Here is a 20,811-nt window from a genome sequence, read left to right as displayed (position 1 = left end):
ATAAATATGGATAACAGACCCATAGTTGCAGTAGTAGGTAGACCAAATGTTGGAAAATCTACATTGTTTAATAAATTAGCAGGAAAGAGAATATCAATAGTAGAGGATACGCCAGGGGTTACTAGAGATAGAATATTTACAGAGGTAGAGTGGTTAAATAAATACTTTACTTTAATAGATACAGGAGGAATAGAGCCTGAAAATGATGATATAATATTAACTCAAATGAGAAACCAAGCTATGCTTGCCATGGATATGGCACATGTAATAGTATTCGTTGTTGATGGTAAAGGTGGAATAACTTCTGCAGATAGAGAAGTAGGTTTAATGCTAAGAAAAACAAATAAACCGGTTATCTTAGCAGTGAATAAAATTGATAATATAAACCTAGAAGATAATATATATGATTTCTATGAATTAGGACTTGGGCAACCACATCCAATATCAAGTGCAAATGCCATGGGACTTGGAGATTTATTAGATGAAATAGTGGAAAACTTCCCAGAAGGATTAAACACTGAGTATAACGAAGATATAATAAGAGTTGCTATAACAGGTAAACCAAATGCAGGTAAATCTTCTATACTTAACAAAATATTAGGAGAAGAGAGAGTTATAGTAAGTCCAATTGCAGGAACAACAAGGGATGCAGTTGATACATACTTTGAAAAAGGTGATCAACAATATTTATTAATAGATACAGCAGGTATAAGAAGAAAAAGTAAAGTATATGAAAGAGTTGAAAAATTCTCGGTACTTAGATCTATGTCTGCAGTATCTAGAGCTGATGTAGTGTTAATAGTTATAGACGCTACGGAAGGTGTTACAGAACAAGATACAAAGGTAGCAGGTATAGCTCATGATGAAGGTAAAGCTTGCATATTTGTAGTAAACAAATGGGATTTAATAGAAAAAGACAATAAAACACTTGGAAATTATACAAATGAAATAAGAGATATGTTCCCATTCATGAAGTATGCTCCAATAATATTCGTATCAGCAGTAACTAATCAAAGAATGAGTAAAATATTAGATACAGTTGATAAAGTAGCTGAGGAGCACTCTAAGCGAGTAAGTACTTCTCAATTGAATGATGTAATTGGTGAAGCTGTAATGCTTAATCAACCACCATCAGATAAAGGTAAGAGACTTAAAATATACTATGGTGCTCAAACGGGAACCAAGCCACCAAAGATTACTTTATATATAAACAGTAAAGATTTAACTCATTTTTCATACCAAAGATACTTAGAAAATAAAATAAGGGAAAACTTTGGATTTGAAGGGACATCAATGCAATTTGAATATAAAGAAAAGGATAGAAAAAGATAGAAACTTTAGGGGGTTAATATGTTAATTTATTTAATTATAATTATAATTGCCTACCTTCTTGGGAATATATCAACTTCTTATATAGTAGCAAAGAGACTTGCTGGAGTTGATATAAGAACTCAGGGTTCCGGTAATGCAGGCTCTACAAATGTACTTAGAACATTAGGTAAAAAAGCAGGAGCATTAACTTTTATAGGAGATGTTCTAAAAGGATTAGTTGCAGTATTAATAGCAAGGTTGATTGCTTATGGAGTTCATATGGACCAAAGTATTTGTGCCTATTTTGCAGTCGTTGCTGTTGTTCTTGGTCACAATTATCCTGCTTTTCTGGGGTTCAAAGGAGGTAAAGGAGTTGCCACTTCTTTAGGTTCTATGCTAGGAATGAATCCACTAGTTGCACTAATGTGTTTAGGATTTTTTATAATAATAGTAGCTATAACTAAGTATGTTTCCTTAGGCTCTATACTGGGTATTGGTTTATCTCCTATAATCATGCTTATAAATCATAATACGAAAGGTGTTTTAGTTACATTATTTTTAACCATATCAGTAGCAATAACCCATAAAGAAAATATTAAACGCTTACTAAGCGGCACAGAAAGAAAAATAGGACAAAAGAAAAATTAAATTACTATACTAGGTGGTGTTTATTATGAAGAAGATGTGTGTTATAGGTGCTGGAAGCTGGGGTAGTGCATTAGCACTTAGCTTACATAAAAATAATCATAAAGTTTTCATGTGGACAAGAGATAATGAGCAAGTTAAAGAAATAAATGATACGAGAAAAAATAGTAGGTTCTTACCAGAGGTTGTTTTCCCAGAAGACTTAATAGTTTCTAATGATTTAGGGAAAGTTATAAAAGATAGCGAAATTGTTGTACTTGCAGTGCCATCTCAAGCTGTAAGAAGTGTATGCAAGCAAATTAGACCTCTACTTAGAAAAGAGCAGATTTTAGTTGATGTGGCAAAAGGTTTAGAAAAAGGAACTGGTCTTAGACTTTCTGATGTGGCAAAAGAAGAGTTGCCAAATAATCCTTATGTAGCATTATCTGGACCTTCACATGCAGAAGAAGTTTCTAAATATATGCCAACAACTTTAGTTGCAGCTTGTGAAGAAATAAAATATGCACAGGAAGTTCAAGATGCTTTTATGAGTCGCTACCTTAGAGTTTATACTAATCCTGATATAATAGGAGTAGAACTTGGTGGAGCATTAAAAAATATTATAGCTTTTGGTGCAGGAATGTGTGATGGTTTAGGTTATGGAGATAACACAAAAGCAGCTTTAATGACAAGAGGAATTGCAGAAATCGGAAGACTTGGAGTTGCTATGGGAGCCAATGTAAACACTTTTACAGGGCTTGCAGGTATAGGTGATTTAATTGTTACTTGCACAAGCATGCATAGTAGAAATAGAAGAGCTGGTATACTTATGGGTCAAGGTAAATCTTTACAAGAAACATTAGATGAAGTAAAAATGGTAGTTGAAGGAATAACTGCCACAGAAGTAGCATATAAAGTTTCTAGAGATTTAAATATTGATATGCCAATAACAGAAGCTATATACTCAGTCTTGTATGAAGGTGCTAATCCTAATGAAGCTGTGCTAGAACTAATGACTAGGTCAAAAAAACATGAAATGGAAGAAGTAGTTAATAATGGCTTATTTAAATAATGAATATTTATTGAATAAGGTATAAATATATATGTAATAAAAAATTCCCTCCTGAAATATAATTAACTAAGAAATTATATGCAGGAGGGAATTATTATGAACAATATATATGAAGACATTGCTAAAAGAACTCAAGGCGACATATATATAGGTGTTGTTGGACCTGTTAGAACAGGAAAATCAACGTTTATTAGAAGATTTATGGAAACCCTTGTGTTACCTAACATAGAAAATGACTTCAAAAGAGAAAGAACTAAAGATGAGATACCTCAAAGTGGTTCAGGTAAAACCATAATGACAGTTGAGCCTAAATTTGTTCCAGCTGATGGAGTTGAAATAAAAATTAAAGACACTGTATCTCTAAAAGTCAGAATGGTAGACTGCGTAGGATACATAGTTGATGGAGCTTTAGGTCATGAAGAAGACGGAAAGCAAAGACTAGTATCTACACCATGGTCAAAAGAAGCTATGACTTTTGAAAAAGCTGCAGAAATAGGAACAAAAAAAGTTATTAAAGATCACTCTACAATTGGAATTGTAATAATTACAGATGGTTCTGTTACAGGAATCGATAGAAGTAGCTATATAATTCCAGAAGAAAGAGTTATAAAAGAATTAAAGACATTAAAGAAACCATTTGCAATAGTATTGAATACCAAATATCCAAATAGTGAGGAAACAGGATTTTTAAGACATGATTTGGAACAAAAATATGCAGTTCCTGTAGTGCCTATGGATGTGGATCAAATGGATGAAAAAGATATAGAGGAAGTTATGGAAACAGTTCTATATGATTTCCCATTAGCTGAAATAAGAATTAATTTACCTGATTGGGTAGAAGGATTACCTAATAATCACTGGATTAAGACTAATATAATTAATACTTTAAAACAATCAATAGAATCTATTGATAAAATAAGAGATATTGATTCTGTAGTACATGGATTTAATGAATTACCTTTCTTAGAAGATTGTGAAGTTGATGATGTAAGCCTTGGAGAAGGAGTAATAAACATTGATGTATGTACAAAACAAGAATTATTCTACGAAATATTAGAAGAACAAAGTGGATTCAAAATTGAAGGCAACTGTCAATTACTTAATTTAATTACAAAATTATCAAAGGTTAAAGTAGAGTATGATAAAATCGAAAGTGCTTTATGTGATGCAAAAACTTTAGGATATGGAGTAGTTGCACCATCTCTTGATGAACTTAGTTTAGAAGAACCTGAAATTACAAAACAAGGAAAGCAATATGGAATTAAACTAAAAGCAAATGCACCTTCTCTTCATATAATAAAAGCAGATATTTCAACAGAAGTATCTCCTATAGTTGGAAATCAAAATCAAGGAGAAGAAATGATTAAATATCTACTTGAAGAATTTGAACAAAATCCAGCTGAAATTTGGGAATCAAATATGTTTGGTAAATCATTGAATGATTTAGTTAAAGAGCAGTTACAAAGTAAATTATATACTATGCCAGAAGAGATAAGATATAAGATTCAAAAAACATTACAAAAAATTATTAATGAAGGTAGTAGTAATATAATAACTATTTTGCTATAAAAACAAATTTAATACTAAAATTAAATATTGATGTAATAAAAAGAGCTAAATTTAAAATGTGATAAATTTAGCTCTTTTTTTATTTGCAAAATATAATGATTTCATATATTTTTATTTTTTATTCCAATTTAGAATATATAGTCAAATCAGAATAGTCATACTGTAAAAAAAATTCAGAAAATTGAAAATAAAAAGAGGAAATTTGGAGTAAATATAGAATTAATCTAAATACGAGTATAAAGGTATGTGTTTTTGCATTCTTTTCAGTTATAAAACGAAGTGTCAAAAATATAATTTAATAAATATATCTTTTGCTCGCAGGTATATTAATTTTTTTAGGGATAAATTTTATTATTAGGAGGGGTTTTATGGAAACCATTGTTAATGCAGTCAACAATGTGGTATGGAGTAATTGGCTAGTTTATTTATGTCTAGGTGCAGGTATTTATTTTTCTTTTAGAACAAGATTCTCTCAAATTAGAAATATCAAAGAAATGGTACATTTATTATTCGCAGGTGAAAAATCTGAACAAGGTATTTCGTCTTTCCAAGGTTTCTGTACTGCACTAGCAGGACGTATAGGAACAGGTAATATAGCAGGTGTTGCTACTGCTATTGCTTGGGGTGGTCCAGGAGCATTATTTTGGATGTGGGCAATAGCATTCTTAGGAGCAGGTTCAGCATTTGCAGAATCTACATTAGGTCAGTTATATAAAGAAGAGCATGAAGGTGAATACTGTGGTGGTCCAGCTTACTATATAGAAAAAGGCTTTGGCAAAAAAGGATGGACAAAAGTGTATGGTATGGCTTTTGCCATAGTTACACTTTTAGCAATGGGAATATTAATGCCAGGTGTTCAATCTAACTCAATAGCAGTATCTGTTGAAAATGCATTTGGATTGAGTACATCAGTTACAGGTATAGCATTAGTTATTTTAGTTGGTATAGTTATATTTGGTGGAATTAAAAGAATAGGTGCTGCTGCAGAATTTATAGTTCCTTTCATGGGTGGAGCATATATATTAATGTCAATAATAATAATAATAGTTAATATAGGACATTTACCAGGAGTTATAGCTACAATATTTAAATCAGCATTTGGTTTTGAACAAACTTTTGCAGGTATATTAGGATCTACTATAGCTTGGGGTGTTAAACGTGGAGTTTATTCAAATGAAGCTGGTCAAGGTACTGGGCCACAAGCATCTTCAGCAGCTGAAGTATCTCACCCTGCAAAACAAGGTTTTGTTCAAGCTTTCTCAGTATATGTTGATACATTATTCGTTTGTTCTGCTACTGGATTTATGATATTAATAACTGATAACTATACTACTTTCAATGCTACTGGTGAAGTTATATACAATGCGGGACCTCAATATACTGTTGAACAAATAGGGCCTGCTTATACACAAGGTGCAGTTAATACATTAATAAGTGGATTTGGTGCAGCATTTGTTGCTATAGCATTATTTTTCTTTGCATTTACAACTTTGATGGCTTATTACTATATAGCTGAGGTTAACTTAAACTATATGATTAAGAGACTTACTGGTAAAGGAAATAAGATGGCAACTCATGTATTAAAAATTGTAATGTTGCTAATGATATTCTTTGGATGTGTGAAGAGTGCAGGACTTGCATGGACAATGGGTGATATAGGTGTTGGACTTATGGCTTGGCTGAATATAGTAGCGATACTTCTGCTATCAAATATAGTAATGAAGTGTTTTAACGACTACGAATCCCAATTGAAATCTGGTAAGTCTAGTGAAGAAATTTCATTTGACCCAGTATCACTGGGAATTAAAAATGCTGATTTCTGGGAAAATAGAAACAAGCAAAAAGTAGACTAATATGAATTGAATTTTATTAATTATAAATGTAAATAAATAATAAAAAAGATGGTTCTTTATTTATAAAGAACCATTTTTTTATATTAATACAAATTTTTTATATTTTTTAGAATAATATGTGAAATAATTAATATTATTGGTTATAATCTTATATATAATAAAGTAATAATATTGAAATTCATTATATAGAAGTTAAATTATTTGACAATATAATTTATAATGCTTAAAATATAGTTAAAATGGATTGATTATACTTTATGTTTTATATTTCTCAGGGAATATACATAATTCAATTTGTACATAAAATGTAGGAGGAAAGAAAATGTTAGATATCAAAAGGATAAGAGAAAATCTAGAAGATATTAAAAAAGCAATGGATAGAAGGGGCGAAAAAGAATTCGACCTTGATGCTGTTGTTGAACTAGACGATCAAAGAAGAGAATTATTAAAAGAAGTTGAGACTTTAAAAAGCGAAATGAACGTTGAACAAAAGAAAATACCTCAACTAATGAAAGAAGGAAAAAAAGAGGAAGCTGAAGCAGAAAAAGTTAAGCTTAAAGAATTGTCTGAAAACATAAAAGTTTTAGATGAAAAAGTTAAAAAAGTTCAAGATGAATTACAATATAGATTACTTAGAATACCAAATGTTCCAAATGCAAACGTTCCTCAAGGGGATACTGATGATGATAACGTAGAAGTTAGAAAATGGGGAGAGCCAAGAAAGTTTGATTTTGATTTCAAAGCTCACTGGGATATAGGTACTGACTTAGGAATATTAGATTTTGAAACTGGAGCTAAAATAACTGGTTCAAGATTTACATTATATAGAGACAAAGGTGCAAGATTAGAAAGATCCGTAGCTAACTTCTTCTTAAATACAAATACAGAAGAACAAGGATATACAGAGTTTATACCACCATTTATGGCTAATACAAACTCATTTATAGGAACTGGACAGCTTCCAAAATTCGGAGAAGATATGTTCAAAGTTGAAGATACTGATTACTACTTAATACCAACTTCAGAAGTACCATTAACAAACATAGTTGCAAATGAAATACTATCATATGATGAATTACCTTTAAATTACACTGCTTATACTCCATGCTTTAGATCAGAAGCTGGTTCTGCAGGTAGAGATACTAGAGGTCTTGTTAGACAACATCAATTCAACAAAGTTGAAATGGTTAAAATAGTTGCACCAGAAACTTCATATGATGAATTAGAAAAGTTAACTGCTAATGCAGAATATTTATTACAAAAATTAAACATACCATATAGAGTTGTTAGAATATGTACAGGAGATTTAGGATTTACTGCTGCGTATAAATATGACTTAGAAGTATGGATGCCATCATACAATAGATACGTTGAAATATCTTCTTGCTCAAATTGTGAAGATTTCCAAGCTAGAAGAGCAGGTATAAGATTTAAAAGAGATAAAAACTCTAAAGCAGAATATTGCCATACATTAAATGGTTCAGGTCTTGCTGTAGGTAGAACAGTTGCAGCTATACTTGAGAACTATCAGCAAGCTGATGGCTCAGTAGTAGTACCAGAAGCATTAAGACCATATATGGGTATAGATGTTATAAAATAATTTTAATTTACATAATAAAAAAAGAGAGATTAATATCTCTCTTTTTTTATTATTCGCACTTAAATGTTTCACATGATGAAAAATGAGAATTAATCATAACATTATTTGCGGTACAACGTGTGTCCTTATTGTAAATACAATTATAAGCTTCGCAAATTATATTTTCTGGTGTTGTATATCCACCTACTTCTATAGCACTAGTAAAAAAACCAACACTATCTGCAAAATATGTTGAACAAGTAGTTTCAGATGTTTTTACTGCAGAATTACCTCTTACATTTATGTAACCAGCGCGACAATATTCATCGTAATTATGAGTACAATTGGTTGCTTTACAATATAGTTTTTTTTCAGACATATTATTTCCTCCTAATAAACACTTCGTTATCTTATTTTTATCCAAAGAAAATAAAGTATGTATAAAGATATATAATTTTTTTGAAATATATTTAAATGATATATTATAAGAATGGTTTAATTACTAGGTAAAGTTTTGATTTGAAAAGTACTTATTCACATCTATGATTAGCAGCATTTATATTAAGTTTGGAAGCTTACTTTGGAGTTATGTTATTTATTATAGTTTATAATGAACAAATTATAACAAAACCTGCCACAGGATTTGTTTTTATATCTATTATAGTTGTGATTTCTGAAACAAAGTTTAGTTTTTGTAAGAAAAAAGAAGAAATTTGCATAGAAGATAAGGATTAAAAAGTAAATCTATTTATATATTAAGAAGGATTTAAATAATATTTAAAGAAATTATAAATTAATTACTTTTAAAGAAGAATATTATTTAAATACTGGGGTGAATCCATTGAAGAAAATAAAATGTTCGAGACTTTTTATACTAGGAGTATTTATATACTTAATATTTAAAGGAATATCTTTAATAATAGGATTAAATACATCTGTACTAGTATTAAAAGATGATTTTTATACTATGAAAACAAAAGAAAAAGCTATTGTTATAAGAGATGAATATTTAATAAAAAGTGATACTAATGGAACTTTATCTTTGTTAGTGAACAGGGATGAAAAAGTTCAAAAATCTCAGAGTATAGCTAATGTATATAATAACAATATAGATGAGGATATTAATGAAGACTTAAAAAAATTAAAAGAAGAAATAAAAGATTTAGAAGGTGAAAATAATTCATTGAAAATTGGAATATTATCTGTAAAAAAAGAAGAATTAAATATATTAGAAGAAAAAATTAGATCTAATTCTACTAACTACTCTGCAAGTGAATCAGGGGTTATATCTTACAAGTATGATAACAATGAAAATAAATATGGAAGCGATTATTTAGCTAATATTACTAGAGAAGATATAGATAACGCAAGCAATAATTATATGCCAACTGCAACTGATCATGAAAAAGTAAAACAAGGCAGTATTATAGCCAGAGTAATAAATAATAATGATTGTTATATGGCGTTTGTAAGAGAAGATAATAAGTTGTTTAATGAAGGTGATAGTGTTAAAATTGAAATTAAGGACGATGAAATAAATGGTGAAATATATAAAATATGTAAGAAGGATAATTATTCTATTGTAATAGTTAAATTTACGCAACAAAATATTGGAATTTATGATACAAGAGTGGAAGAATTTGATATAATATATAAACAAATGGAAGCTTTAAGAATACCAAAAAAATCTTTAGTGAAAAAAGATAATAAAACAGGTGTATATGTAATAAATGAAGAAAATAATAAACCTGAATTTATAGAAGTTAAAGGAATTTCTTTTGAAGACGATACTTACATATATGTAGACTTTAGAAGTAATGAAGCTAGTGGAATAAATACGGTTAAATTACATGACAGAATCATTTTAAAGCCAAATTTTATTAATAAAAGAATTGCAAAGATTAACTAGTATAACTAATAAGAAGGTGGTAATTATGTCAATTAAAGATAATATAATATCCATTAAACAAAATATTGATAATATAAGAAAAGAAAGTAATAGACAAGAATATGTGAATTTAATGGCAGTTACTAAAACTGTGGATGTAGATAAGGTTTTAGAGGCTATAGATGCAGGAATTACAGATATAGGTGAAAATAAACCTCAAGAATTAGCTAGAAAATATGAAGTTATTGGTGATAGGGTTAGATATCATCTAATAGGGACTCTACAAACTAATAAGGTAAAGTATATAATTGATAAAGCTTATATGATTCACTCCTTAGATAGAATATCTTTATGTGAAGAAATTCAAAAAAGAGCTGAAAAAATAGACAAAGAGATTAGTTGCTTAGTTCAAGTTAACATATCAAAAGAAGAAAGTAAACATGGACTTGCAGAAGAATTCGTAATAGATTTTGTTAAGAATGTATCTACTAATTATAAAAATATACACATTAAAGGTTTAATGACTATGGCTCCTTTTATAGATGCTGAAGAAGAAATAAGAAAAGTATTTAAAAGTTTAAAGAATTTATCATTGAAAATTAATGACTTAAACTTACCAAATGTAGAAATGGATACTTTATCTATGGGAATGAGCCATGACTACAAAATAGCTATAGAAGAAGGGGCTACGATTGTAAGAGTAGGAACTTCAATATTTGGTCAAAGAAATTATAATAAATAGAAAATATTAGGGAGGAATATAAAATGAGTGAAGGATTTATAAAGAAGTTTAAAGATTGGATGTCGATTGATGAAGAAGAATATGATGGAGACGATGAAGGATACGAAGGTATTCAAGATGAACAAGATCAAGAAGAACCTAAATTAGAAGCTGCTAATTCTCATGTAACAAGAAGTAGTAAAGTGGTTAATATACATACTAACAGTCAAATGAAAGTGGTTATTGCTGAGCCTAAAAAATACGATGATGTAACTATTATAGCAGATCATTTAAGACAAAGAAGAGCTGTAATTGTTAACTTAGAAAGTGTAGAAGAAGAGCCAGAGCTTAAAAAATCGATATACTATTTTATAAGTGGAGCAGTATATATATTGGATGGAAGTATGCAAAAAGTTTCTAAGTCAATATTTATATTAGCACCAAACAATGTGGATATAGATGCAAATATAAAAAAAGAATTAGAAAGTAAAGCATTTTTTCCGTGGCAAAAATAATATATAAAGGAGAAAAACCATGCAAATGATAGCCGTATTGCTTATTAAGCTTTTGAACATACTAACTTGGCTTATTTTAATACAATGTTTAATGTCTTGGTTTCCAGGAGCTAGATATTCAAAAGCATATGAGATATTAAGTATGTTTACTGAGCCTTTAGTAGGTCCGATTAGAGAAGTTTTATTTAGATACATAGATATTCCAATTGATTTTTCACCAATCATAGCTTTCTTTGTAATATCAATGGTTAAAAATCTAATATATAGTTTGGTTTGGTAGAATAGATAATAAAATGGACAAATTAAAATTAACATCTCATATTAAAGATATAGACTTAAAAAATAAGATGTTTAGGATAATTGACAAAGCAAATGGCTGTTTAAAAAATTATGATGTAAGATTTAGTGATTTTCTAAATCCATTTGAAGTGGAGAATGTTAAAGCTATTTTAAATTCCAGCTATGACTTAAAATATACAGTTGATGGTGGATACGATGAAAGTGAACGAAAAATGGTATTTATTTATCCATTTTATATGGGCTATGAAGATATAAGAGAAACTTTGAGATTTATACAAATTGAAGGAAATTTTAAATTTAAATCAATCAGTCATAAAGATTATCTGGGTTCTTTGTTAAGTCTAGGTATAAAGAGAGAAAAAATTGGAGATATAATTATACATGAGAACTTTTGTCAGGTAGTTGTTACCTTTGATATATGTGATTTTATTTTAATGAACTTAGAAAAGGTTGCTAGGAATAACGTGAAATTGAAAGAGATTTCTAGGAAAGAGGTTGTATACAATCCACCTAATTATAAAGAAATTAACTTTACAGTTTCTTCAAACAGAATAGATTGTATAATAAGTGGTTTATATAATATATCAAGACAAGAAAGTGCTAAGTTGATAAGTAATGAAAAGGTTCAGGTGAATTATGAAAAAATCACATCTTGTTCAAAAGAAGTAAAATCAGAGTCTTTAATCTCTGTAAGGGGAAAAGGACGATCACAAATAAATAGTATTGGCGATTTAACAAAAAAAGGAAAAATAAAAGTTCAAGGAAAAATATTATTGTAGGAGGGAAATATATGATAACTCCAATGGACATAGAAAATAAAGAGTTTAAAAAGGGATTTAGAGGATACCATGAAGATGAGGTTGATGAATTCTTAGATAAAGTAAAAGAAGATTTTGAAAATCTATATAGAGAAAACTTAGATTTAAAAGAAAAAATAAAATTATATCAAGAACAAGTAAGTAGATATAAAACTATAGAAAAAACTTTAAATGATACTTTAATTACTGCTCAAACAGCAGCTAAAGATACTTGTGATGCTGCAAATAAGAAGGCAAAAATAATAGTGGAAGATGCTGAACTAAAATCAAAGCAAATTATAGAAAATTGTAAAGAAAGAATAGTAGTCTTAACAAAAGAATATGATGATTTAGTTAAAGAGTTTAAAATTTTTAGAAATAAATTTAAGTCTTTAATTCAAGATGAAATGACAAATATAGATGAGATATTTTTCAATGTAGATGAGCACTGCAATGAATCATTCAATATGATTGACTTACCTGAAGAGGATAATAATATTTTAGCAGAAGATGAAGTTGCGTCATCCATGGAATAAGAAAAATGTTTTAATAATAATTAGGTTGACTGAAAAGATAAGTTATTGTATACTTTAAGAATATAATTATATATTTTAAAAAGCAATGATAGAGAGAGTAAACTTTTGGATATTTTACAGAGAGTTGGATAAGCTGAGAACCAATGTATTGAACAAAGTTGAAAATCACTCTGGAGCTGCAGGCTGAAAGATTTTAATCAATTAAGCTGTGCCGGTTAGTGCCGTTAAACTATAGAGTGTTATATATACTTGCAAGTATATATAGAACTAGGGTGGTAACGCGATTTCAACTCGTCCCTTTTATTAGGGGACGAGTTTTTTTATATTCAAAATACCATATTTTTAATTAAACTAACCAAAGTTATAAATATTTGAATTGGCATTTAAGTCAATAAAAATGGGAATAATTAAATTTTATACTAATAAATGATTAAGAAAGGGTGAACTTAACATGGCAAAATTTAAGCCACTAGTAGATTCTTCAGTAAAAGATGCTGAGAGTCAAGTGTCAGAATATTGGAAACAAATAGATATACTAGAAAAAACATTAGAAAAAGGACAAAATGATCCTAGCTTTGTATTCTATGAAGGACCTCCAACAGCGAATGGTAACCCAGGTATACACCATGTTGTTGCTAGAACTTTAAAAGACTGGGTTTGTAGATATAAAACAATGAGTGGATATCAAGTTAAAAGAAAAGCTGGATGGGATACTCATGGTTTACCAGTAGAACTTCAAGTTGAAAAAGAATTAGGTTTAACTAATAAACAACAGATAGAAGAGTATGGAATAGCTGAGTTCAATAAAAAATGTAGAGAATCAGTATTTACTTACGAAAGTAAATGGAGAAACATGACTGAAAGAATGGCTTATGAAGTTGACTTAGATAATCCATACATAACATTAGATAATAACTATATAGAATCAGTTTGGTGGATATTAGATAAATTCAATAAAGAAGGATATATGTATGAAGGACATAAAATACTTCCATACTGTCCAAGATGTGGAACAGGTCTTGCTTCACATGAGGTTGCTCAAGGATATAAAGAGGTTAAAACGAATACAGTTGTAGCTAAATTCAAAAGAAAAAATGCTGAAAATGAGTACTTCTTAGCTTGGACAACTACTCCTTGGACTCTACCTTCAAACGTTGCATTAACAGTAAATGGTGAAGTAGATTATTTAAAAGTTAAAAAAGATGATGAGATATACTATGTGTCAAAACCTTTAGCTAATAAAGTTTTAGGAGAGGGAACTTATGAAATATTAGAAGAAATGAAAGGTGCTGACTTAGAAGGTGTTGAATATGAACAATTAATGCCATTTGTAACAACTGATGAAAAAGCATTCTTCATAACTTTAGGTGATTATGTAACAACTGAAGATGGGACAGGTATAGTTCATACTGCTCCAGCCTTCGGAGAAGATGACTACAACTTAGGAAGAAAATACAATTTACCAGTATTACAACCTGTTGATGAAAGTGGTAAATTTACAGCTACTCCATGGGAAGGTAAATTCGTTATGGAAGACGGATTAGACGTTGAGATAATAAAATGGTTAGCAAAAGAAAATAAATTATTCTCAAAAATAAAAGTAGAACATAATTACCCACACTGCTGGAGATGTCAAACACCACTTGTATACTACGCAAAACCAAGCTGGTATATAGAAATGACAAAACTAAAAGATAAATTAATAGAAAATAATAATAGTGTTAATTGGTATCCAAAGTTCGTTGGTGAAGGAAGATTTGGTAACTGGCTAGAAAACTTAAATGACTGGGCAGTATCAAGAACAAGATATTGGGGTACTCCACTTAACGTATGGAGATGTGAATGTGGTCATAAGCAGTCAGTAGGATCAAGAGAAGAATTAGCTGCCAAAGCAATAGAAAATATAGATCCAAAAACTGTTGAGCTTCACAGACCTTATGTTGATGATATACATTTAAAATGTGAATGTTGTGGTAAACCAATGACAAGAGTAACAGAAGTTATAGACTGTTGGTTCGATAGTGGTGCAATGCCATTTGCTCAACATCACTATCCATTTGAAAATAAAGAAAACTTTGATCAATTATTCCCAGCAGATTATATATGTGAAGGTATAGATCAAACTAGAGGATGGTTCTATTCTTTACTTGCCATATCAACATTTGTAACAGGAAAAGCTCCTTACAAGAATGTACTTGTTAATGACCTTGTTCTTGATAAAGATGGTAAGAAAATGAGTAAGTCTAGAGGAAATACAGTAGATCCATTTGAATTATTTGATAAATATGGAGCTGATGCCTTAAGATGGTATTTATTATACGTATCTCCACCATGGACTCCAATAAGATTTGACGAATCAGGTCTTAGAGAAATACAAAGTAAGTTTATAGGAACTATCAAAAACGTATATAACTTCTTTGCTTTATATGCGAATACAGATAAAGTAAATCCAACTGATTTCTTTGTGGATTATAAAGATAGACCAGAACTTGATAGATGGATATTATCAAGATTCAACCATTTAAAGAAAGAAACTGAAGAAAACTTGGAAATATTTGAAGTTAACAAAACGATAAGAAGTATACAAGCTTTCATTAATGATGATTTATCTAACTGGTATATAAGACGTTCAAGAAGAAGATTCTGGGCTACTGAGTTAACAGAAGATAAAAAAGCAGTATACAATACTACTTATGAATTATTAACTGAACTTTGTAGAATGATAGCTCCATTTGCTCCACATCTTTCTGAAGAAATATACAGAGATTTAACTAATGAAGAATCAGTTCACCTAGCTTCATATCCAAGAGCTAATGAAGAATTAATAGATTTAGAGTTAGAAGAAAAAATGGAAATAACTAAAGCTTTAGTTACTTTAGGTAGAGCATCTAGAGAAGAAAGTAAAATAAAAGTTCGTCAACCAATTCAAAAAGTTTTAGTTGATGGAAAATATGAAGCTCAAATAAGTGACGTTGTAGACTTAATAAAAGAAGAACTTAATGTCAAAGAAGTAGTATTTGCAGCAGATTTAAGCGAATATATGAACTATAGCTTAAAGCCAAACTTTAAAGCTTTAGGACCTATTTTAGGTAAGAAAATGGGAATGTTTGCTGGAGTTTTAGGAAAATTAAATGCTAATGAAGTAGTACCTAAGTTAGAATCTAGGGAAAAGGTAGCAGTTGACTTAGCTGGAGAAATATTTGAATTTGGTAAAGATGAAGTTCTAATAAATATATCTTCTAAAGAAGGGTTCGATGTATGTATGGAAAATAACATATTCGTAATTCTTGATACAAACTTAACTCCGGAATTAATAGAAGAAGGATATGCAAGAGAATTCATATCAAAAGTTCAACAATTAAGAAAATCTAATGATTTTGAAGTACTAGATAATATTGATATAAAATTCTGTGGAAATGATGAAATAGCTAAGGCTATAAGTAATTTTGACCAATATATCAAAAACGAAACTTTAGCATTAGATATAGAAAGAGTAGAAGATAATACTTTAGAAGTGTTTGACTTAAATGGACATGATACAGGAATAAAAGTTATTAGAAAATAGTAACTTAAGATAAAAATAGAACTACCTCTTAGTTAATAATTATAAAGAGGTAGTTCTATTTTTATTTGAATAATCTATTAAGAATTTAGCTATTTCTGCGTAAGGTATTTTTTCACTTTTTAAAAGTGCCTGTATTACTAGTCCATCTACTACAGACATTAATAAGAAAGAAGCGCCTTTTGCATGTGATTTATCGCTTATAATTTGAGTCATTTGATTTTCCAAAGTATTTCTCCATTCAACATATTTAAGACCAATTCGATCTCTTAATGCATTATTGCCCATTATTGCTTCACAAATTAAATACATATGAATTCTACCAGTACTTTCAATGTTTGAAATGTTTTTAAGCACCACTAATACAAATTCTTCTGTAGTAAAATGAAAATTTATTTCTTTTAAACAATCTAATAATGCTTCGGATATTATACTTAAATGATTATCTGCTATATCGAATATAATATCGTCCTTTGATGAATAATGATAGTATAATGTGCCTTTACTTATGTTAACTTCTCTCGCAATATCTGCTAAAGAAGTATTATTTATACCATTTTTAGTCATTAAATCAATAGAAGTTAATAAAATCTTTTCCTTCATGTTATGATTTTGCTTGGTTCCTCTATCTAATTTCATATTATAAACCTTCCTAACTTTACTTATCTACACCTATTATAATGTTACAAAAAAATATTGTCAAACTACAAAAAACATTTTCATTCTATAAATATTGACAAAAATCCTTATAAAAGATAGAATATACTTATTGCTCGGTCAGTTGACCGATTTGATGTACTATATTTAAGGAGAGGTATTTTTGAATGAAAAATATTAAATTAATAACAGATGGTAGTTGTGATCTTTCTAAGGCAATTATAGAGAGTAGTAAAGTTGAAATAGTGGATGTAATGGTTGCTTTTGGAGATAAAAGTTACTCAACAAGAACAGATATAACTATACCACAATTTTATGAAATGATGAAAGACTATAGTGAATTACCAAAAACATCATGTCCATCTCCTAATCAATTCTTAGATGCATTTGATTGTGAGGAAGACAACATTATAGTATTATGTTTAACAAGCAAATTATCAGGAATCTATAATAGTGCAGTACTTGCAAAGAATATGTATGAGGAAGAAAACGGAAGTAAAAAGAGAATAGAGATAATCGATTCTACTACGGGATCAATCGGTCAAGCATTATTAGTATCAAAAATCGCAAATATGATAGATGAAGATAAAAATATGGATGAAATAGTAAACGCTATTGAAAAATTAAAATATGAATTAGTATTTTATGGAGCTTTACACACCTTAGAAAATGCAATAAAGGGTGGAAGAATAAATGCTCTAGCAGGAAAAATAATAGGAGCTTTAAACTTGAAAGCCATTGTTCATGTTACTGATGGTTTAGTTAAGCCTATAGATAAAGCTAGAGGAGATAAAAACTCAATAAATAAAGTTATAGATTATATAAAAAATAATGTTAACAAAACAAGTGGAACTAAACTAGCTATAGGTCACGCAAATTGCCCAGAAAGAGCTATGAAAGTAAAAGAAGTATTAGAAAATTATCATGACTTTAAAGAAGTTTTTGTAATGGAAATAGGTCCATCTATGGGTGTTTATACATCAGAAGGTGCAGTATTGGTGGCAGTTATATAGATTTAGCTTCTTGACAAATTTTTATATAAAACATATTATTAAATATATTGAAAATATCCGTTCTAATTTATTAGAACGGTTTTTTAATAATAAAATTCTTATTATTAAAAATGTACGTAAATTAGGAGGACATATGAAAAAAGTAGGAATAATCGGGGCTATGGAATTAGAGGTAACAACTCTAAGAAGTTTAATGAACATAGAAAAAACTGTTAATAAAGCAAGTTTAACATTTTATGAAGGAAAGCTAGAAGATAAAGAAATCGTATTGGTACAATGTGGAATAGGAAAAGTAAACTCTGCATTATGTGCTCAAATATTAATAAGTGAATTTGATGTAAATGCCATAGTTAATACGGGCGTAGCAGGGGCTATACACTCATCACTAGATGTAAATGATATAGTAATATCAACAGAAGCAATACAATACGATGTGGATGCTAGAGCTTTTGGTTACAAAAAAGGACAAATACCACAAATGGATAATTCCATATTTATAGCAGATGAAAGACTTATAAATGCTGCATATGAATCTTCTCTTGATCAAGTAAAAGATAAAGAGTTTAAAATAGTTAAAGGTAGAGTTGCAACAGGAGATATATTTATATCTTCTAAAGAATTAAAAGAAGAACTAGAAAATGATTTTAATGCTTATTGTGGAGAAATGGAAGGAGCTGCAATTGCTCATGCGTGTTACTTAAATAATATTCCATTTGTAATAATAAGAGCCATGTCAGATAAAGCTGATGGAAGTGCTAATGTAACATATGATGAATTTGTTATAGAAGCTGCTGAAAATTCAAAAGATATAGTACTAAAAATGCTAAGAGCATTATAGCAGAAAAGGAAGCTAATTTGGCTTCCTTTTTTTATTCTAATAGAAAAAAGAAATAATTAATAATGAAAAGGGAAAGACTAAGAAAATGAAAATTACTTAGTCTTTGTTTTGTATTTTTAAAAGTTTTCTTCATATACTAAATTTGATGTTATGAAAATATAAAAGGATGTGGAATAATGAAGTTTAAAACTCGTATATCTGCAGAAAATCTTGAAAATTATAAAAATAAAAAAGAAAATTTCAATGTTGAAGATGAAAACTATTTAGATATAGATAAGGCTGTAGAAGCCTCCTATACAGAAAAATGTAAAAAAAATACTGAGGAATATGTAAGTATTGAAGATATTGATAGACTTATCAATGGAATGTATCTAAGTGACGATTCACAAAAAGAATTAGGTATCATTAAAAGATATTTAGAAAAACTAATACTAATAATCGAAAGAAGCAGAATTAGAGACTATATGTATTTGACAGATAGTAAAAGGCGATTATTTATTATTAATTTTATTGCTGGTGTAGGAAAGGGATTTGGACAAGCAATTGGATTTACAGTTCTTACAGCTATAGTACTTGCCATGCTATTTAGTTGGGTTGATTTGCCTATTATTGGAAGATACATAGCAAAATTATTAAACATAGTACAAGAATATAGATAAAAATGAGGTGATATTATGGACTACAGAAAAAAACTAGAAAATGAAAAAGATCAAGTAAAAAAGACCATAAAGGAAATGGAAGACAATACTCTATTTGGAAATACAACTAAGCATACTAGTGAAAAATACAGTAGTGGAGAATTATCCAGTGTAGATAATCATATAGGAGATATAGGTACAGATGTATATATGCATGATATGGATAATAGTCTAATAAATCATGAAAAATATGTTTTAAATGAAATAAATGAAGCTTTAGGGAAACTTTCTGATGGCAGCTATGGTATTTGTACAAATTGTCACAAAAAGATAGAACAGGAAAGGTTAGATATAATACCAGAAACGACTCTTTGTTCTTCTTGCGCAAAAGAAATTATTACTCCACCAGATGAAAATGAACATATGGATAAAAATCCACTTAATTCATACGATAATATGTATTATAGTGAGTATATTAAAGATTTAACTGATTTAAACAAAAATGGTTTGGATGGAGAAACTGAATAAAATAAGTAAGGAGTGCTTCATATGAGAAAGACTATTTATGCATTAATTTTAGGTGCAATAGTTTTAATAGGTATAAGTATTAGAAATATATCTAATAAAGATATAGAAACAGGAATATTTGAAAATGCTTCAAAACTTGATTATGAAGATTTAATAATTAAATGTGGCAATACAAACGAGAAACTTCTTGCATTGACATTTGATGATGGTCCTGATGAAGATTTCACACCGCAAATATTAGATATTTTGAAAAAATACAATGTTAAGGCAACATTCTATGTTATAGGAGAAAAAGTTCAATACAATAAAAAAATAATAAAAAGAGAATATGAAGAAGGTCATGAAATAGGTAATCATACTTATACACATATAAATGTATCAAAAAATGGATACAACAGAATAAAAAAGGAAATTGGAGACACCCAAAGTGCAGTTAAATCTGTAACAGGAATATATCCAAAAACGTTTAGGCCACCATATAGAGCTATAAGTAAAGATATGTGCAAAATAATAAAAGAGAAAGATATGAATATAGTGCTTTGGTCTTATGTAGATGCTAGAGATTGGGAAAGTCCAGGAGTTGGTTCTATTGTAAAATCTATAGAAAGTGGTATACAAAATGGTTGTATAATATTGTTACATGACTATAATAAAATAAGAAATTCTAAGTCTCAAACAATAGAAGCTTTAGATATAATAATTCCAGATTTATTGGAAAAGGGATATAAGTTTGTTACAATTTCAGAATTAATAGAGCATTTAGAAAAAAATACAAACAATGAAAAAGTTCCTAATTAAACAATATACAAT

At 29.1% G+C, this 20,811-nt stretch carries 21 protein-coding genes and 1 other annotated feature; of the genes, 19 read left to right on the top strand and 2 right to left on the bottom strand.

The features are described 5' to 3' along the window. The first annotated feature begins 6 nt into the window (after nt 1-6). The 6 genes from der (at nt 7) to serS (ending at nt 8,029) form a co-directional block, all read left to right on the top strand. The gene (gene der / locus TEGL_RS14760) at nt 7-1,332 is read left to right on the top strand and encodes a ribosome biogenesis GTPase Der (protein ID WP_018589838.1); all 1,326 of its coding nucleotides are present in this window, start codon (nt 7-9) and stop codon (nt 1,330-1,332) included. A gap of 18 nt (nt 1,333-1,350) precedes the next feature. Next, complete coding sequence (plsY, locus tag TEGL_RS14755; protein ID WP_018589837.1) at nt 1,351-1,959, top strand: glycerol-3-phosphate 1-O-acyltransferase PlsY; 609 nt, start codon at nt 1,351-1,353, stop codon at nt 1,957-1,959. A 25-nt stretch (nt 1,960-1,984) separates the two neighbouring features. Further along, nucleotides 1,985-3,007, top strand: coding sequence for an NAD(P)H-dependent glycerol-3-phosphate dehydrogenase (locus TEGL_RS14750; protein ID WP_018589836.1), 1,023 nt, complete (start codon nt 1,985-1,987; stop codon nt 3,005-3,007). 93 nt (nt 3,008-3,100) lie between these two features. After that, on the top strand, nt 3,101-4,576 hold the full coding sequence (gene spoIVA / locus TEGL_RS14745) for a stage IV sporulation protein A (RefSeq protein WP_026255030.1): 1,476 nt from the start codon (nt 3,101-3,103) through the stop codon (nt 4,574-4,576). 368 nt (nt 4,577-4,944) lie between these two features. After that, entirely contained in the window at nt 4,945-6,429 is a 1,485-nt protein-coding gene (locus TEGL_RS14740; RefSeq protein ID WP_018589834.1) for an alanine/glycine:cation symporter family protein, read from the top strand. Nucleotides 6,430-6,751: 322 nt separating this feature from the next. Further along, the gene (gene serS / locus TEGL_RS14735; RefSeq protein ID WP_018589833.1) at nt 6,752-8,029 is read left to right on the top strand and encodes a serine--tRNA ligase; all 1,278 of its coding nucleotides are present in this window, start codon (nt 6,752-6,754) and stop codon (nt 8,027-8,029) included. A 49-nt stretch (nt 8,030-8,078) separates the two neighbouring features. On the opposite strand, the gene TEGL_RS14730 is transcribed toward serS, so the two are convergent. Continuing rightward, complete coding sequence (locus tag TEGL_RS14730) at nt 8,079-8,387, bottom strand: DUF1540 domain-containing protein (protein WP_018589832.1); 309 nt, start codon at nt 8,385-8,387, stop codon at nt 8,079-8,081. Nucleotides 8,388-8,596: 209 nt separating this feature from the next. On the opposite strand from TEGL_RS14730, the gene TEGL_RS14725 reads away from it, so the two are divergent. The 8 genes from TEGL_RS14725 to ileS all read left to right on the top strand — a co-directional run bounded on the left by TEGL_RS14725 (nt 8,597) and on the right by ileS (nt 16,330). Next, nucleotides 8,597-8,743: a hypothetical protein gene (locus TEGL_RS14725; RefSeq protein WP_018589831.1), complete on the top strand. Its 147-nt coding sequence runs from the start codon at nt 8,597-8,599 to the stop codon at nt 8,741-8,743. Between the two features lie 106 nt (nt 8,744-8,849). Next, complete coding sequence (locus TEGL_RS14720) at nt 8,850-9,917, top strand: HlyD family efflux transporter periplasmic adaptor subunit (protein ID WP_018589830.1); 1,068 nt, start codon at nt 8,850-8,852, stop codon at nt 9,915-9,917. Between the two features lie 25 nt (nt 9,918-9,942). Then, nucleotides 9,943-10,638, top strand: coding sequence for a YggS family pyridoxal phosphate-dependent enzyme (locus tag TEGL_RS14715; protein ID WP_018589829.1), 696 nt, complete (start codon nt 9,943-9,945; stop codon nt 10,636-10,638). A 23-nt stretch (nt 10,639-10,661) separates the two neighbouring features. Continuing rightward, nucleotides 10,662-11,132: a cell division protein SepF gene (locus tag TEGL_RS14710; protein WP_018589828.1), complete on the top strand. Its 471-nt coding sequence runs from the start codon at nt 10,662-10,664 to the stop codon at nt 11,130-11,132. Nucleotides 11,133-11,151: 19 nt separating this feature from the next. Then, nucleotides 11,152-11,412, top strand: coding sequence for a YggT family protein (locus tag TEGL_RS14705; protein ID WP_018589827.1), 261 nt, complete (start codon nt 11,152-11,154; stop codon nt 11,410-11,412). 13 nt (nt 11,413-11,425) lie between these two features. Then, nucleotides 11,426-12,211, top strand: a complete 786-nt coding sequence (locus TEGL_RS14700) for an RNA-binding protein (protein ID WP_018589826.1) — start codon at nt 11,426-11,428, stop codon at nt 12,209-12,211. An 11-nt stretch (nt 12,212-12,222) separates the two neighbouring features. Further along, a complete protein-coding gene (locus tag TEGL_RS14695) occupies nt 12,223-12,765 on the top strand; it encodes a DivIVA domain-containing protein (protein WP_018589825.1) in 543 nt (180 codons plus the stop codon). Between the two features lie 76 nt (nt 12,766-12,841). Next, nucleotides 12,842-13,067 (top strand) — a binding site (T-box leader). Nucleotides 13,068-13,216: 149 nt separating this feature from the next. Continuing rightward, on the top strand, nt 13,217-16,330 hold the full coding sequence (gene ileS / locus TEGL_RS14690) for an isoleucine--tRNA ligase (protein ID WP_018589824.1): 3,114 nt from the start codon (nt 13,217-13,219) through the stop codon (nt 16,328-16,330). A 39-nt stretch (nt 16,331-16,369) separates the two neighbouring features. Here the strand turns inward: ileS and TEGL_RS14685 are convergent, their stop codons facing one another. After that, the gene (locus tag TEGL_RS14685; RefSeq protein WP_018589823.1) at nt 16,370-16,966 is read right to left on the bottom strand and encodes a TetR/AcrR family transcriptional regulator; all 597 of its coding nucleotides are present in this window, start codon (nt 16,964-16,966) and stop codon (nt 16,370-16,372) included. A gap of 185 nt (nt 16,967-17,151) precedes the next feature. On the opposite strand from TEGL_RS14685, the gene TEGL_RS14680 reads away from it, so the two are divergent. The 5 genes from TEGL_RS14680 to TEGL_RS14660 all read left to right on the top strand — a co-directional run bounded on the left by TEGL_RS14680 (nt 17,152) and on the right by TEGL_RS14660 (nt 20,799). After that, complete coding sequence (locus tag TEGL_RS14680; protein ID WP_018589822.1) at nt 17,152-17,997, top strand: DegV family protein; 846 nt, start codon at nt 17,152-17,154, stop codon at nt 17,995-17,997. 133 nt (nt 17,998-18,130) lie between these two features. Beyond that, on the top strand, nt 18,131-18,835 hold the full coding sequence (locus TEGL_RS14675; protein ID WP_018589821.1) for a 5'-methylthioadenosine/adenosylhomocysteine nucleosidase: 705 nt from the start codon (nt 18,131-18,133) through the stop codon (nt 18,833-18,835). A gap of 176 nt (nt 18,836-19,011) precedes the next feature. Beyond that, nucleotides 19,012-19,494: a DUF5665 domain-containing protein gene (locus tag TEGL_RS14670; RefSeq protein WP_018589820.1), complete on the top strand. Its 483-nt coding sequence runs from the start codon at nt 19,012-19,014 to the stop codon at nt 19,492-19,494. A gap of 15 nt (nt 19,495-19,509) precedes the next feature. After that, entirely contained in the window at nt 19,510-20,001 is a 492-nt protein-coding gene (locus tag TEGL_RS14665) for a TraR/DksA C4-type zinc finger protein (RefSeq protein WP_018589819.1), read from the top strand. 21 nt (nt 20,002-20,022) lie between these two features. Continuing rightward, nucleotides 20,023-20,799 (top strand): polysaccharide deacetylase family protein, encoded by a 777-nt coding sequence (locus TEGL_RS14660; protein WP_018589818.1) that lies wholly within the window; start codon nt 20,023-20,025, stop codon nt 20,797-20,799. Nucleotides 20,800-20,811 lie beyond the last annotated feature (12 nt).

The organism is Terrisporobacter glycolicus ATCC 14880 = DSM 1288 (assembly GCF_036812735.1).
GTDB lineage: Bacteria > Bacillota > Clostridia > Peptostreptococcales > Peptostreptococcaceae > Terrisporobacter > Terrisporobacter glycolicus.
Note: the sequence above shows the minus strand (reverse complement) of the source record. Positions and strands in the feature narration are given on the sequence as shown.